The organism is Arthrobacter sp. P1_C12_2, from assembly GCF_056406415.1.
Map to the genome: position 1 here is coordinate 1 of NZ_JBFUAF010000013.1, position 12,878 is coordinate 12,878.

A 12,878-nucleotide genomic window follows, 5' to 3' on the forward strand; every position below is an offset into this window, starting at 1 on the left:
ACGCCGGACCGGCTCGGCCGTGCCCAGGATGTCCACGACCACCCCGGGCCGGACGCCCCCGGCGCCCAGGCACGCGGCGTGGTCATCGCCGGTGCTCACCACGACCGCGCACCGCGTGGTCAGGCCCAGCGCGGCCGCGGCCTCCGCGGTCAGCGTGCCGGCCACGTCGGTGGCCCGGCCGATCTCGGGCAGCTTGGCCCGGTCCAGCCCGGCCGCATCGATCAGTTCATCGCTCCAGTCCCGGGCCACCACGTCATACAGCAGGGACGAGGAGGAATTGGCGTGGTCCTGGATCGACCGGCCGGTCATCCACGCCACCGCGTAGCCGCCCACCGAGGGCAGCGACGCGGCCCGCGCGTAAACCTCCGGCTCGTTGTCGGCCAGCCACATCAGCTTCGGCCCCGTATGCGAGGCATCCARRTTCAGCCCGGTCCGGGCGAACAAACGCTCCGGATCGATCGCCCGGCCCAGCCGGGCCACCTGCTCGGTCGCGCGCCGGTCCAGCCARATAATCGCCGGCCGCAGCGGCCGCAGGTCCCGGCCCAGCGGAACCACCCCGTCCACCTGGCTCGACAGCCCGACATGGGTCACCGCCGCCGGATCCACCCCGGAGGAGGCCAGCACCGCACGCACACTGGACGCGATGCCGTTCCGGTAGTCCGCCGGATCCTGCTCCGCCCAGCCGCTGTGCGGGTGCGCCATCGCATACCCCGCACTGGCCGTCGCGACGATCCCGCCCTCCGGCGACATCAGCACCGCCTTCGCGCTCTGCGACCCGAGGTCACAGCCGATTACATATCCCAATGAAATACTCCTTTGTATCCCAGCGGCCGTCCCCCGAAGCCATCACCATCTGCGCAAGTCGTCAGACGTCTAATAACTACGATACGGGCAGTGTTCCGTGATCGTCAACTCGTGGAACCGGCCGCCCGGTCCGGAGACCATGAAGGAAGCTGCCTGGCCACCGCCGCCCGGGACATCCTTCGAACTGAATGACTTCCGGGGGGCCTGCTCCGTTGCGAAAACCCGGCCAGAGCCGCCGGCCCGAGCGTCGAAGTCACTGCCTGCTCGACCCGAAAATCACGAACGCCCGCCCGGGTTACCCGGGCGGGCGCATTTGGATTCTGCGGCACGTGAAGGCCACCTACAGCAGGCTCGTGCCGATGTCCCTTCCGATCCGGCGAAGCAGCGCGGCGGAAAGTTCGGGGTCTTTCGACGAGTCCTGGTCGGTGTACTCGGCCAAGGTGTAAACCCGGGTGAGGTCCATTTCGGACCACCGTTCCTGTGGCAGGAGGGAGCGGCCGGCGACGGCGATGATCGGACGGGATCCGGACCGCCGGGCGACGGCGGCGGGCAACTTCCCGGCAAGGGTCTGTTCGTCGAGGCTGCCTTCGCCGGTGATGATGACGTCGCAGGTGTCCTTGCGGGCATTGAAGTCCAGCAGGTCCAGGAAGTAGTCGGCGCCGGAGACCTGCTTTGCCCCGAGCAGCAGGCATGCGTAGCCGATTCCTCCGGCGCTGCCGGCGCCGGCGTGCCCAGCCAACCGGTCCGCCTCGGTAATTCCTGCGGCCGTCAGCTGGGCGACGAAGTGTTCGAGGCCCTCGTCAAGGGCGGCGATCTCCTCGGGTCCGGCGCCCTTTTGCGGACCGAAGACCGCCGGCGCCCCCTGGGCGCCGAGCAGCGGGTTATGGACATCGCTGGCGACGATTAGCTCGGTGTCGGCCAGTTCAGCAAGTGTGGTCTGTTCGATGGTGTGGATCTGTGCCAGCGCCCCGCCGCTGCCGTTGAGCTGCCGGCCGTCGGCGTCGCGGAAGCCGTACCCGAGGGCGGTGAGCATGCCCATGCCGCCGTCGGTGCTGGCGCTGCCGCCCAGGGCCAGGACAATCCTGGCCGGTTTCAGGCTGAGCGCGAACAGAATGGCCTCGCCGAAGCCGCGGCTGGAGGCACCTAGCGGATCCGGTGTTCCGCCCGGCAGGAGTCCGAGGCCGCAGGTGTTGGCCACCTCGACGACGGCGGTGGCGCCGTCGAACGCGATGTTGGCCTGGACGTGCCGGCCGGTGGGTCCTGAGACGGTGTAGCTGCGCCGGGTGAAGCCGGAGGCGACGGCGGCATCGACGCTGCCGTCACCTCCGTCCGCCAGGGGAAGCAGTTCGCAGTGGATCGTCCCGGCTGCGGAGCGGAGTCCTGCCGCCAGGGCATCGGCCACCGCGCCGGCCGTGAGGCTGCCCTTGAACTTGTCGGGTGCGATCAGGGCTCGCACGCTTTTCGGGGCGGTTGTGGTGAACATGTCAGATGCTTTTCGAGTAGGCAGGGCGCCGGTCATCACTCGAGGCGGGGGCGTCGTCGGCGGATTCTGCGTGCTGGGGACTGGCCGTGCGGGGATCGTGGACGGTCAGGTCAGCAGCGATGTCCGTGAACTCGTCGAGGGGGGTCGGATCCTCACTGGGCAGGGGCTCAACCACTTCGCCGTTGAAGACGCGGCGGACCCGGTCCGCGTCCAGCGTCCGGTCCCACCAGGCGATAAACAGGGTGGCGACGGCGTTGCCGGTGAAGTTCACCAGGGCCCGGCATTCGGACATGAACTTGTCGATGCCGAAGATGAGCATGATGCCGGCAGCCGGGATGGTGCCGATGGTGGCCAGGGTGGCCGTCAGGGCGATGAAGCCGCCGCCGGCGACGCCGGCCGCGCCCTTGAACGTGAGCAGCATGACCGCGATCAGGCCCAGTTGCTGGCCGATGGTCAGCTCCGTGTTGGTGGCCTGGGCGATGTAGACCGCGGCCAGTGACAGGTAGATGGCGGCGCCGTCGAGGTTGAAGCTGTACCCGGTGGGGACGACGAGTCCGACCGTTTCCTTCTTGACCCCTGCGTGCTCAAGCTTGCGCATCAGGCCCGGCAGCGCCGGTTCGGCGGTGGAGGTGCCGAGGATGAGCAGGTACTCCTCCTTGAGGTGGCGGATCATCTTGAAAATGTTCAGCTTCAGGAAGGCCATGACCGATCCGAGAACCACGACGACGAACAGGATCGAGGTGGCGTAGAAGAGCACGATCAGCCCGCCCATGCTGGAGAGGGAGGAGACGCCGTACTTGCCGACGGCGAAGGCCATCGCGCCGAACGCGCCCAGCGGGGCGGCCTTCATGATGAAGCCCAGGATCTTGAACATGACCCCGGTGAGGCGCTGGACCCCGTCCAGGACGGGCGCCCCGACCTTGCCCATGGCGTTCAGGGCGATGCCGAAGATCACGGCGATGAAGATGATCTGGAGGATGTCGCCTTCCACGAAGGGCGCGACGATGCTGGTCGGGATGATGTGGGTCAGGAACTGCCACCATTCCTGGTGGGCGCCGGCGTCGATGAGCTTGGCCGCGGAGTCCGTGGTCTTGATGGCGCTGGCATCGGCGTTGACGCCATCGCCTAGGCGGAAGATGTTGATGGCAACCAGGCCGAAGAGGAGGGCGAAGATGGTGCCGATCTGGAAGTACGTCAGGGCCTTCAGGCCGGTCATGCCGACCTTTTTCAGGTCCGCGACGCTGGCGATGCCGCCGACGATGGTCAGGAACACGATCGGACCGATCAGCATCCTCATGGCGTTGACGAACGTGGTGCCTATCGGTTCCAGTGCGATGCCGGCGGCGGGCGCAAGCCAGCCCACCAGAATGCCGAGGACGATGCCGGTCAATACCCAGAAGTACAGCTGCCTGTACCAGCGTGTCTTGGGGGCGGGCGTTGCGGCGCCCGCGGTGGTGATGGGTCCCATGATTCCTACCTCATTGTGGAATGTGAATGCCAGTGGTGCTTGAAGAATGAAGAGCTGGGTCGGGCGGGCGGCGGCGACGGTGCGCGGCGCCGCCCGCCCCGAACGTGGGCTGGCTAGACGGCGGCCAGGGTGTGGGTGAGGGCCTTGATGATGGCGTCGGTGACGTCATCGGTGTTGGCCTCGCCGCCGACGTCGCGCGTCAGGTGGCCGCCGGCCGTGGTCTGCTCGATGGCGGCCTCGACCAGGCGGGCTTCCTCATGCAGGCCGAAGTGGTCCAGCATCAGGGCGGCGCTGGCGATCGCGCCGATCGGGTTACTGATGCCCTTGCCGGCGATGTCCGGCGCGGAGCCGTGGACCGGTTCGAACATGGACGGGAAGCGGCGTTCCGGGTTCAGGTTTGCGCTGGCCGCCAGGCCGAGGCTTCCGGCCAGGGCCGAGCCGAGGTCCGAGAGGATGTCCGCGTTCAGGTTCGAGGCGACGACGACGGAGAGGTCTTCGGGGTGCAGGATGAACTTGGCGCTCATGGCGTCGACCAGAACGCTTTCCGTGGCCACGTCCGGATAGTCCAGGGCCACCCGCTGGAAGGTTTCGTCCCAGAGGACCATGCCGTACTGCTGGGCGTTGGACTTGGTGACGGAGGAGACCTTCTTCACCGTGCGGGTCCGGGCGAGGTCGAAGGCGAAGCGCATGATCCGCTCGCAGCCCTTTTCGGTGAACAGGGCGGTCTGGAGGGCCACCTCATTGCCGGGACCGCGGCCGCTGAGGTTCCGTCCGCCCAGGCCGGCGTACTCGCCTTCGCTGTTTTCGCGGACCACGATCCAGTCGAGCTCGGTGTGATCGGCCTTGCGCAGCGGAGACTGGATGCCGGGCAGGAACTTCACCGGGCGGATGTTGGCCCACTGGTCGAAGTTCTGCGTGATGTTCAGACGCAGGCCCCAAAGGCTGATGTGGTCCGGGACGTTCTCCCAGCCGACGGCGCCGAAGTAGATGGCGTCAAAGTCCTTGAGGACTTCCAGACCGTTCGGGTCCATCATCTGGCCGGTCTTTTCGTAGTAGCCGCAGCCCCACGGGAACTGGGTCCACTCGAAGGCGAACTTACCGCCGGAATTCTCGGCAAGGGCATCCAGGACGCGGCGCCCCGCGGAGACGACTTCCTTGCCGACGCCATCGGCAGGTATTGAAGCGATGCTGAAATTCTGGGTGGCGCTCATGTGCCTACCTCCTCGTTGAGTGTGTTAGCAGCGTCACACTGCTTGTCCTCTTCAAGTAGAAGGCCCGGCACCAGCCACCGTCCAAGACCAAGATCCGATCCGATAGATAGGTTTAGCCTATTCGTCGACGACCTGCGAGCCTTTGGCCGCCGACACGTGCAGCTCTGCGACCGTCAGGAAGGCATTGGCGGCGGGCGTCAGATCGTCCTTCCGGCTCAGGATGGCGACGTCGAGATGGGACACCGGTTCGATCAGTAGGGTCCGCAATCCTGACTTGTGCGCCAGCGGCGCCCAGGACGAGGGCATCACGGCGTGGCCCACCCCCGCCAGGACCAGCGGCAGGATCGACGTCCGGTGTGCGACCTCCACCACGATTTCAGTGTCGACGCCACGGGCCAGGGCATCGTCGACCAGCCAGCGCATCAGGGATCCGCGCTGGCTTGCGATCAGCCGGTGGCCGCCCAGATCCTCACGCTGAATGGCCGTCCCCGGGCCGAACGTGTCCGCGTGCGGGTTGACGATGAGGATCAACGGCTGGCGCTCGAGCTCCAGGACCTGGACACCCGGGACCCGGATGGGGTTTGGGGATCCGGCCAGGCCGATCTCGGTGCTGCCGCTGCGGACGGATTCAACGACCTCCTCGGGCGTGAACGCGGCACTGACGTTTAACCGCACCGACGGATGCGCCCGGGTGTACTCGGCGATCATGGACGTCAGYGGCTCGATGCCGGGCGAGGGCATGGAGATAATGTCCAACCGCCCGCTCCGCACGCCCCGCAGCGCCTGCACCGCGGACTGCGCGGCATCCAGGTCCCGCATGACGAGCCGGGCGGGCCCGACGAGTTCCTTACCCGCTTCGCTGAGCACCGCCCGGCGGCCGATGCGGTGAAAGAGCGGCACCCCAAGGTCCTTTTCCAGGCCAGCGATTGTCTGGGAGAGGGACGGCTGGGCGATGAGCAGGTGCTCTGCGGCGCGGTTGAAACCGTCGTGGTCAACGACGGCCAGAAAATACTTGAGCTTCCGTGTGTCCACGCTAACTCCTTCACCGGTCCGGTCTTGGGCTCCCGGCGCCCTGGGAATGCACGCCCGAGGGCGGCAAGGCGTGCGGCGCTGAAGCATAGATAGCCTACGCCTATCAGGAGGCGCCGGCTCAGCGTGACGTAGGCGCCCGCTGACGGTCTGGTCTGGCTGCAACCCCCGGGCCTAGAATCGGGCTGGGCGCAACGGGCCAAGGCACCGGCCGGACACGCCCGCCGGAGGATCACATCCATGTTCCAGCGGTGCCAGTAGGGGGAGCCCCGCCATGACTGTTGTTAACAGGCCCATCAGTTCGCTGCCRCCGGAACGCGCATCCCGGGTGGAGTCCTGACCGCCGTGGAGACCACCGGAAAGCTTGAAACGGAACGAAAATACGACGCCGAGACCTCCTCAGCGCTTCCGGACCTGCGGGAAATGAAGGGTGTGGACGACGTCGCGGAGCCGGTGACGGATCACCTTGAGGCTGTGTACTTCGACACCCCGTCCCTGGCCCTCGCCGCACGGCGCCTGACCCTGCGGCGGCGCACTGGCGGCACGGACGCCGGGTGGCACCTCAAGCTTCCCGCCGGAACCGACCAGCGGGAGGAAATCCACGCCCCGCTGGGCCAGCCGGAAACCGTTCCGGAAGAACTGTCCGATCATCTGCAGGTATTTACCCGGGGCGAAGAACTGATGCCCGTCGCCCGGCTGAGTACGCGGCGCACCACCTACCGGCTCTACGGGCCTATCGGTGAGCACCTGGCCGACTTCGCCGACGACCAGGTCCATGCCGAGGCTCTGCAGCCGCCGGGGCCGGCCCTCGACTGGCGTGAATGGGAGCTCGAACTCGTCCACGGAACCAGGGAGTTCCTCGACGCAGCCGCCGAAACCCTGACGTCCACGGGAGCGAGCCGCTCCGCCTATCCTTCCAAACTTGCCCGTACGTTTGGCGAAGCGTGGCCAGCGGAGCTCAGCCCCCGGAGCGGAAAGCCCCGGAAGAAAGGACCGGCATCCGACGTCGTGACGGCCTATCTGGGCGCGCGGATCGAAGACTTCATCGCCCATGATCCGGGCGTCCGGCTGGGAACACCGGATTCCGTCCACAAGATGCGGTCCGCGACCCGCCGGGCGCGCTCCGTCCTGGCCACCTATCGCAAACTTTTCAACCGCTCAGCGGTCCGCGAACTCCAGGCTGAACTGAAGTGGCTGGGCCAGAGCCTGGGCCCGGCCCGCGACGCCGAAGTCATGCTGGAGCGACTGCGCCAGCACCTGCTGGAACTCCCCGAAGAACAGAGGTCCGGCTCTTTGAACCAGATGATCGAACTGGAACTGGTCGCAGTCCACAACGCAGGTTACAGAAACGTCCTCAAGACGCTCCAGACCGACCGCTATTTCCGCCTCCTTGGCTCCCTTGAGGACTTCCGGGACCACCCGCCGGCCAAGCCTCGCGCCTTCCGCCCCGCGCGCAAAGTGACGGCGAAGCTGGTGAACAAGGCCGCAAAACGGGTTGAGCGTTCCCGGAGGGCCGTCAAAAGCTCCGCCGACCGGACTGCCCGCGACACGGCGCTGCACGAGGTCCGAAAAGACGCCAAACGCCTGCGCCACGCGGGCGAATCGGTCACCGAGATCCACGGCAAACGCGCCGGCAAGCTCACAAAATCCGCTGGACGGCTCCAGACAGTACTCGGCGACCATCAGGACAGCGTCATGGCGATCGCCCTGCTGCGGAGACTGGCGGCCATCCCGGACCTGCCCGCCGACGCTGAGCTCGGCCTGCAAAGTTTGCTGGAGATGGAGGAACGCCTCGCCCGGAAGACGGACAAGAAGGCCCGCAAGGCAGCGAAAAAGCTTCGCGGCCTGCGCCTCCGCTCCTGATCCGGGATGCGTCGAGTTACTGGTCGGACAGCCTGCGGGCCATCGCGGAAACTCTGGCGCGATCCCTGCGGTACATGGCGGAGTGATCGAGAAAATCTTCCCGTCCGGTAGCTGCAGCGCGACCGTCCGTCAGCTCAGCCAGTTCGTCCAGCCTGGCCGCGAGGGTTTCGAAGACTCGCACGTGTCCGAAACGGACACCGTAGGCGTCAATCAGGGCATCCAGACGGGACAACCGCTCCTGCTCGTCCGGGGCCCCGGGGCCGCCGTTTTCTCCCAGCGGCACGAGCCGGTATGCCAGGTAGGCAAAGTCCCATATCCGTGGTCCCGGCGAGGCCGTGTCGAAGTCGATGAGCGCCGTCAGCCGCCCGCCGGCAAACACCATGTTGTACGGCGCGGCGTCGTTGTGGCACACGACTTCTGCGGGTTGGTGCGTGGGCAGTTGCCACGTGAGATCCGCTTGGGCCAGCCCGGCGCTGGCATCGTGGATGCGGCGCAGTAAGGCCCCGGCGTCCTGCAGAACGGAAGGATCCCAAATCCACTCCGGCAACGGGTAGTGTGCCGCATCGCCGTCGATGAAGCTGAGGATCTCCCGGCCATGTTCGTCCAGGCCCAGTGCCTGGGGGACCTCAGCGACGCCAGCATGCCGAAGCGCTTTCAGGAGCGCATGAACTGCCGGCGTCCACGGCCCCGCGGTCCGCCGCACCGTCCCACCGACCCGCGTGACGAGATTCGAATTGCCTCCGGTCAGAACCTCTTCTCCATCCATCCGCCCAAATCTACCCTCGTGGACCCTCGCCGCAGGATTGGGGGAGCGAGGGCCCGGTTCGGCATCACCGGGTCGGGGCGTCGGCGCCGACTGCGTCACTTTGTGCCCCTCCGACGACGAAACCGTGACGTTACACCCCGAGCGGGCGCATCCGTGTCAGGATCAGTCATGACCGACCGCCTGATGCTCCTCGACACCGCGTCGCTGTACTTTCGCGCGTTCTACGGCGTGCCCGACACGATCCGCCGGGCCGACGGCACCCCGGTGAACGCCGTTCGCGGGCTGCTCGACATGATCGCGCGGCTCACCACTGACTACGGCGCGACGCATCTCGTCGCGTGCTGGGACGACGATTGGCGCCCGCAGTGGCGGGTGGATCTCATCCCGAGCTACAAGTCGCATCGGGTCGCCGAGGCGGTGGCCGGCGCCCCCGATGTCGAGGTGGTGCCGGACGAGCTCGAGGCGCAGATTCCGATGATCCGCCGGGTGCTCGGGCTCGCCGGCATCGCCGTCGTCGGGGCTGCCGAACACGAGGCCGACGACGTCATCGGCACCTACGCCAGCCACGCCGAGCTCCCGGTCGACGTAGTAACGGGCGACCGCGACCTCTTCCAGGTCGTCGACGACGCTCGTCAGGTGCGGGTGATCTACACCGCGCGCGGCATGAAGAACCTCGAAGTCCTGACCGACGCGGTCGTCGTCGGCAAGTACCGCGTGCTGCCCGGGCAGTATGCCGACTACGCGACCCTGCGCGGCGACAGCTCTGACGGGCTGCCGGGCGTCGCCGGCATCGGCGAGAAAACCGCGGCGTCGCTGCTCGGCGAGTACGGCACGCTCGACGGGCTGCTCGCAGCTGCCGCGGACGCAGGAAGCGGGCTGTCCACTGCCGTGCGGTCCAAGCTCGCCGCGGCGGCGGACTACCTCACGGTCGCTCCCGCCGTCGTGAAAATCGTTCGGGACCTGGAACTGCCGACGCTCGAGGAGGCGGGAGCGCAGCTGCACCCGGTCCCCGACGGTTCGCGCGCCGACCTTGAGCGTCTCGCCACAGAGTGGAACCTTGGCGGCTCGGTCAGGCGGCTCCTTGAGGCGCTCGACCTGCGTCGTTAGGGGAAAGTCCTTGGATTGCGTGGGCAAAAGGCCGCGGCAGAGGTGCGATCCGGACCGCACCTCCGCCCTCCGGCTGCCTGTTTTCAGTGTTTCTTGAAGGCGTCTTTGACTTTTTCGCCGGCCTGCTTCAGGTCTGCTTTGATGTGCTGGGTTTTGCCTTCGGCCTTCATCTTGTCGTCGCCAGTGGCACTGCCGGCCGCTTCTTTGCCCTTGCCGTGGAGTTTCTCGGCGGCGTTATGGATCTTGTCACCCATGCCCATGATGATCCTCCTTATTTGGTCGCCCCCGCGACGTGAATGCCATGGAGGCCACAATTAATTGTATGGACAGAGCGCCGAAAGTGGGGCGATGATCCATCACCATTTGCAGTGGTCCGGGGGCTGCCGTGCGGCGCGGGGTAACAACCCAAATCAGGCGATCAAGGTATGCAGATCCACTCCGAAGATGGCCACCAGGGGCCAGAGGATAATTGCCACCAGGCCTTCCAGGATGTTGCCGGGAATGTTCCATGCCACGAGGTAGCCGTGGGTGGCGGCGACCACTACACCTACGGCCAGATATATGGTCCCGATCAGACCTATTCCGCGCCCGCCAGATTGGCGCCTGCCTAGTCCGCGCATCATCGCTCTTTTCCCGCTGCGGGTTGTGGCTTTAACTATAGTGATGGCGCAGGTAGTCGGGGAGGGGCCATTGGCAGGGATGGCTGTGCGCCGGCCGCAACGGCGGTGTTAGTCGGCCCGGACGCGGCGTGCCGGCCTCCGGTTCCTTGCTGGACACGCACCGTACAGGGGCCCAGATCCGTGGGAAAGGATATGCCGCCGCAGCGTGGCCGTTCCCGCGCCGGCGGTTTCCTGCTGAACACCCATGGTCACCTTCTGTTCGTGATCTCTGGAAGTGATTCGGAGCGGCAGGGGCGCAGGACCGGAGTGAGGTCCAGCGGGTTGTGGCCGGCGTGGATCAGCGCTTCCTTGACGGCCGCCGTTATCCGTCGCTCGGGGGATGCAGTGGTCCGCCCTGCCCTGCCCGGGCGAACGTGGGCACCGTTGTCACGGATCCCACGTTCGGGAGCGCGTGGCGGGTGGCGTGGTCGATTTCGTTGTGGAGAGTGGCAAGTTCCCCTAATGCGGTGATCGAGGTCAGCGGGATGGAGACCTCGACGTGAAGCCGGTGGCCGGACCAACGCAGCCGGGATGTTGCACCCGCGGGGGCGTGGGCGGTGACGACTGCTGCCAGGCGTTCCGTCAGGTTCGGGTCGACGCCGTCCATGAGCCGGCGCCCGATGTCGCGAATGGTTCCCCAGAGCAGCACGGCGATTGCTGCGGAGATGAGCAGGCCCACGATCGGGTCCGCGAGCGGAAATCCGAGCCATATGCCGATGACTCCGGCAACGACGGCCAGAGAGGTGAAGCCGTCGGTGCGGGCGTGAATGCCGTCGGCGACGAGCGCGGCGGAACCGATCCGTCGTCCCACGCGGATCCTGTAGATCGCGACAAGTTCGTTGCCGGCAAAGCCCACGAGCCCGGCGGCGAGCACCCAGCCCAGGTTCTGGACGGGCTGGGGTTCAAAGAAACGGCGGATGGATTCGACGGCGGCCACCACGGCCGAGAGTGCGATCATCGCCACGATGAACAGCCCTGCGAGGTCCTCGGCACGGCCAAATCCATAGGTATACGTCCGGGTCGCGCGGCGGCGTCCGAGCAGAAAGGCGATCCACAGCGGCACGGCGGTCAGGGCATCGGAAAAATTGTGCACCGTGTCCGCCAGCAACGCCACGGAGCCGCTGATGAGGACGATGACCAGCTGGAACAGCGATGTGGCCCCCAGCCCGAGCAGGGACACTTTGACGGCGCGAATACCTTGGGAGCTTGTCTCCAGGGCTGAGTCGATCGAGTCGGCCGAGTCATGGGAGTGGGGCACGAATAGCTCCTGCAGCCACCCCTTGAACCCGGTCGCATGAACGTGCGTGTGCGGGCCGTGATCGTGGTGATGGCCGTCGTCGTGCGCGTGTCCGTGCGGGTGCGGGTGGATATCGTGGCCAGGATGCATCGGCTGGTTCATGCGCCGGCCTCCGTCGTGAGGCGGTGCGGGGCGGTGCTGTGATGCGGAGCTGTGCCGAGGGTGTGTTCGGCCTGGTGGATGGCATCGGCAACGAGCTGCCAGGCGTGCCCGTCCTGCAGCCGGTAGTAGACCTTGGTGCCTTCCTGGCGGGTGGCGACCATGCGAGCCAGCCGCATCTTGGCCAGATGCTGGGAAACCGCGGCCGCCGATTTCCCGGCCTTTTCAGCGAGCTCGTTGACGGGCAGTTCGCCGTGGCGCAGGGCCAGGATGAGCCTGACCCGGGTGGCATCGGCCAGCATGGCAAAAACCTCTACCGCAAGTTCGACGTACTGGCTGTCCGCGGTGAGAGCGCAAGCCTTGTTATCTGCATTCATACGCAGATACTTACATATAAAGGTGCTTCGCTCAAGACGGCCCTGGCGGGCCCGCGTGCGGTGGCTCCGGAACTGTGGTGTCAGTCGGCCAGGATGCGGTAGAGCGCGCGGCGGGTCTCGTCGATTTTTTCCGTCGCGGCAATGCGTTGCTCCTCGGTAGCCGAGAAGCGGAACTGGTGGATGACTCCGAAGAGCTTTCCCACGCTCTCGTGAAACGCCGGCCCGGATCCCTGGGGATCGGTGTTCCACGCGTTCGCGAGCTCCTCGGCGTGATCGGCCACATAATCCTTGCCGGCATCGGTGAGCGTGAACTCAGTGCGCCGGCCGTCACCAACAGGCGCAATCAGCTCTTCATCAACGAGCTGCTGCAGTGTCGGGTAGACGGAGCCCGGGCTCGGACGCCAGGCGCCCGACGTCTTTTCAGCAATGGTCTTGATCAGGCCGTAGCCGTTGGACGGTGATTCGGCCAGGAGGGAGAGTATCGCCGAGCGAACATCGCCCCTGTTGGCCCGACGTGAACCGCCCGGACCAAAGCCCGGACCAAAGCCGGGGCCGAAACCTGGGCCAAACCCGCGGCCCGGTCCGAATCCGCCGTGTCCGTGGGGCCCGCGGCGGCTCCTGCCGCGTCCGAAGCGTCCCAGGTTGGGTCCGCCGTCGGTAGTTTTGTCGTCGTGAATGCCTTTCATAACGGCATCGTCCTTCCACTTTGTTGTGT

The 12,878-nt window shown here is 66.6% G+C and carries 13 protein-coding genes; 2 read left to right on the forward strand and 11 right to left on the reverse strand.

The window, feature by feature from the left end:
* From AC1DZQ_RS14340 to AC1DZQ_RS14360, 5 genes are all read right to left on the reverse strand, one after another.
* Positions 1-804: xylulokinase (locus AC1DZQ_RS14340; RefSeq protein ID WP_476964160.1), on the reverse strand; the 804-nt coding region annotated here is incomplete at its 3' end.
* A gap of 340 nt (positions 805-1,144) precedes the next feature.
* Positions 1,145-2,287, reverse strand: coding sequence for a glycerate kinase (locus AC1DZQ_RS14345; protein ID WP_476964161.1), 1,143 nt, complete (start codon positions 2,285-2,287; stop codon positions 1,145-1,147).
* A 1-nt stretch (position 2,288) separates the two neighbouring features.
* Positions 2,289-3,755 (reverse strand): C4-dicarboxylate transporter DctA, encoded by a 1,467-nt coding sequence (gene dctA / locus AC1DZQ_RS14350; protein ID WP_476964162.1) that lies wholly within the window; start codon positions 3,753-3,755, stop codon positions 2,289-2,291.
* A 113-nt stretch (positions 3,756-3,868) separates the two neighbouring features.
* Entirely contained in the window at positions 3,869-4,966 is a 1,098-nt protein-coding gene (locus AC1DZQ_RS14355) for a tartrate dehydrogenase (RefSeq protein ID WP_476964163.1), read from the reverse strand.
* A 117-nt stretch (positions 4,967-5,083) separates the two neighbouring features.
* Positions 5,084-5,998: a LysR family transcriptional regulator gene (locus AC1DZQ_RS14360; protein ID WP_476964164.1), complete on the reverse strand. Its 915-nt coding sequence runs from the start codon at positions 5,996-5,998 to the stop codon at positions 5,084-5,086.
* 342 nt (positions 5,999-6,340) lie between these two features.
* Here AC1DZQ_RS14360 and AC1DZQ_RS14365 point away from each other — a divergent pair, with 342 nt between their 5' ends.
* On the forward strand, positions 6,341-7,858 hold the full coding sequence (locus tag AC1DZQ_RS14365) for a CYTH and CHAD domain-containing protein (protein ID WP_476964165.1): 1,518 nt from the start codon (positions 6,341-6,343) through the stop codon (positions 7,856-7,858).
* Between the two features lie 16 nt (positions 7,859-7,874).
* Here AC1DZQ_RS14365 and AC1DZQ_RS14370 read toward each other — a convergent pair whose 3' ends face one another.
* Positions 7,875-8,624 carry a phosphotransferase enzyme family protein gene (locus tag AC1DZQ_RS14370; protein ID WP_476964166.1) on the reverse strand — a complete coding sequence of 250 codons (750 nt, stop codon included), beginning with the start codon at positions 8,622-8,624 and terminating at the stop codon, positions 7,875-7,877.
* A gap of 168 nt (positions 8,625-8,792) precedes the next feature.
* Here AC1DZQ_RS14370 and AC1DZQ_RS14375 point away from each other — a divergent pair, with 168 nt between their 5' ends.
* Entirely contained in the window at positions 8,793-9,731 is a 939-nt protein-coding gene (locus tag AC1DZQ_RS14375; RefSeq protein WP_476964167.1) for a 5'-3' exonuclease, read from the forward strand.
* An 83-nt stretch (positions 9,732-9,814) separates the two neighbouring features.
* Here the strand turns inward: AC1DZQ_RS14375 and AC1DZQ_RS14380 are convergent, their stop codons facing one another.
* The 5 genes from AC1DZQ_RS14380 to AC1DZQ_RS14400 all read right to left on the reverse strand — a co-directional run bounded on the left by AC1DZQ_RS14380 (position 9,815) and on the right by AC1DZQ_RS14400 (position 12,849).
* Positions 9,815-9,991 (reverse strand): CsbD family protein, encoded by a 177-nt coding sequence (locus AC1DZQ_RS14380; protein WP_476964168.1) that lies wholly within the window; start codon positions 9,989-9,991, stop codon positions 9,815-9,817.
* 150 nt (positions 9,992-10,141) lie between these two features.
* The gene (locus AC1DZQ_RS14385) at positions 10,142-10,273 is read right to left on the reverse strand and encodes a hypothetical protein (RefSeq protein WP_476964169.1); all 132 of its coding nucleotides are present in this window, start codon (positions 10,271-10,273) and stop codon (positions 10,142-10,144) included.
* Between the two features lie 439 nt (positions 10,274-10,712).
* Positions 10,713-11,789: a cation diffusion facilitator family transporter gene (locus AC1DZQ_RS14390; RefSeq protein WP_476964170.1), complete on the reverse strand. Its 1,077-nt coding sequence runs from the start codon at positions 11,787-11,789 to the stop codon at positions 10,713-10,715.
* On the reverse strand, positions 11,786-12,163 hold the full coding sequence (locus AC1DZQ_RS14395) for an ArsR/SmtB family transcription factor (protein WP_476964171.1): 378 nt from the start codon (positions 12,161-12,163) through the stop codon (positions 11,786-11,788). The genes AC1DZQ_RS14390 and AC1DZQ_RS14395 overlap by 4 nt, the downstream gene beginning before the upstream one ends.
* 80 nt (positions 12,164-12,243) lie before the next feature.
* Positions 12,244-12,849: a PadR family transcriptional regulator gene (locus tag AC1DZQ_RS14400; protein ID WP_476964279.1), complete on the reverse strand. Its 606-nt coding sequence runs from the start codon at positions 12,847-12,849 to the stop codon at positions 12,244-12,246.
* Positions 12,850-12,878: the final 29 nt, after the last annotated feature.